Annotated in this window: 1 rRNA gene; it reads left to right on the top strand. The window is 54.1% G+C overall.

The features are described 5' to 3' along the window. Positions 1–2,305 (top strand): 23S ribosomal RNA (locus OGX84_RS16060); the annotation flags it as partial. Positions 2,306–2,329 lie beyond the last annotated feature (24 nt).

The following is a 2,329-nucleotide window of genomic DNA, read 5'->3' as shown; positions in this document are numbered from 1 at the left end:
GGTTAACCGTATAGGGGAGCCGAAGGGAAACCGAGTCTTAACTGGGCGTTAAGTTGCAGGGTATAGACCCGAAACCCGGTGATCTAGCCATGGGCAGGTTGAAGGTTGGGTAACACTAACTGGAGGACCGAACCGACTAATGTTGAAAAATTAGCGGATGACCTGTGGCTGGGGGTGAAAGGCCAATCAAACCGGGAGATAGCTGGTTCTCCCCGAAAGCTATTTAGGTAGCGCCTCGTGAATTCATCTCCGGGGGTAGAGCACTGTTTCGGCTAGGGGGCCATCCCGGCTTACCAACCCGATGCAAACTGCGAATACCGGAGAATGTTATCACGGGAGACACACGGCGGGTGCTAACGTCCGTCGTGAAGAGGGAAACAACCCAGACCGCCAGCTAAGGTCCCAAAGTCATGGTTAAGTGGGAAACGATGTGGGAAGGCCCAGACAGCCAGGATGTTGGCTTAGAAGCAGCCATCATTTAAAGAAAGCGTAATAGCTCACTGGTCGAGTCGGCCTGCGCGGAAGATGTAACGGGGCTAAACCATGCACCGAAGCTGCGGCAGCGACGCTTATGCGTTGTTGGGTAGGGGAGCGTTCTGTAAGCCGTTGAAGGTGTGCTGTGAGGCATGCTGGAGGTATCAGAAGTGCGAATGCTGACATAAGTAACGATAAAGCGGGTGAAAAGCCCGCTCGCCGGAAGACCAAGGGTTCCTGTCCAACGTTAATCGGGGCAGGGTGAGTCGACCCCTAAGGCGAGGCCGAAAGGCGTAGTCGATGGGAAACAGGTTAATATTCCTGTACTTGGTGTTACTGCGAAGGGGGGACGGAGAAGGCTATGTCGGCCGGGCGACGGTTGTCCCGGTTTAAGCGTGTAGGTGTGTGCTCCAGGCAAATCCGGTGCACTTTAACACTGAGGCGTGATGACGAGGCACTACGGTGCTGAAGTGACAAATGCCCTGCTTCCAGGAAAAGCCTCTAAGCATCAGGTAACACGAAATCGTACCCCAAACCGACACAGGTGGTCAGGTAGAGAATACCAAGGCGCTTGAGAGAACTCGGGTGAAGGAACTAGGCAAAATGGTGCCGTAACTTCGGGAGAAGGCACGCTGATATGTAGGTGAAGTGATTTACTCATGGAGCTGAAATCAGTCGAAGATACCAGCTGGCTGCAACTGTTTATTAAAAACACAGCACTGTGCAAACACGAAAGTGGACGTATACGGTGTGACGCCTGCCCGGTGCCGGAAGGTTAATTGATGGGGTTATCCCTCGGGAGAAGCTCTTGATCGAAGCCCCGGTAAACGGCGGCCGTAACTATAACGGTCCTAAGGTAGCGAAATTCCTTGTCGGGTAAGTTCCGACCTGCACGAATGGCGTAATGATGGCCAGGCTGTCTCCACCCGAGACTCAGTGAAATTGAACTCGCTGTGAAGATGCAGTGTACCCGCGGCAAGACGGAAAGACCCCGTGAACCTTTACTATAGCTTGACACTGAACACTGGTCCTTGATGTGTAGGATAGGTGGGAGGCTTTGAAGTGCGGACGCCAGTCTGCATGGAGCCGCCCTTGAAATACCACCCTTTAATGGCTGGTGTTCTAACGTGGGCCCGTAATCCGGGTTGCGGACAGTGTCTGGTGGGTAGTTTGACTGGGGCGGTCTCCTCCTAAAGAGTAACGGAGGAGCACGAAGGTCAGCTAATCCTGGTCGGACATCAGGAGGTTAGTGCAATGGCATAAGCTGGCTTGACTGCGAGCGTGACGGCGCGAGCAGGTGCGAAAGCAGGTCATAGTGATCCGGTGGTTCTGAATGGAAGGGCCATCGCTCAACGGATAAAAGGTACTCCGGGGATAACAGGCTGATACCGCCCAAGAGTTCATATCGACGGCGGTGTTTGGCACCTCGATGTCGGCTCATCACATCCTGGGGCTGAAGTAGGTCCCAAGGGTATGGCTGTTCGCCATTTAAAGTGGTACGCGAGCTGGGTTTAGAACGTCGTGAGACAGTTCGGTCCCTATCTGCCGTGGGCGCTGGAGAACTGAGGGGGGCTGCTCCTAGTACGAGAGGACCGGAGTGGACGCATCACTGGTGTTCGGGTTGTCATGCCAATGGCACTGCCCGGTAGCTAAATGCGGAAGAGATAAGTGCTGAAAGCATCTAAGCACGAAACTTGCCCCGAGATGAGTTCTCCCTGACTCCTTGAGAGTCCTGAAGGAACGTTGAAGACGACGACGTTGATAGGCCGGGTGTGTAAGCGCAGCGATGCGTTGAGCTAACCGGTACTAATGAACCGTGAGGCTTAACCTTACAACGCCGAAGATGTTTTGGCGG

Source organism: Citrobacter sp. CK202 (assembly GCF_030333225.1).
Classification (GTDB): Bacteria; Pseudomonadota; Gammaproteobacteria; order Enterobacterales; family Enterobacteriaceae; genus Citrobacter_B; species Citrobacter_B koseri.
The sequence above is the reverse complement of the archived record's forward strand: the minus strand, read 5'-3'. Positions and strand labels throughout refer to the sequence as shown.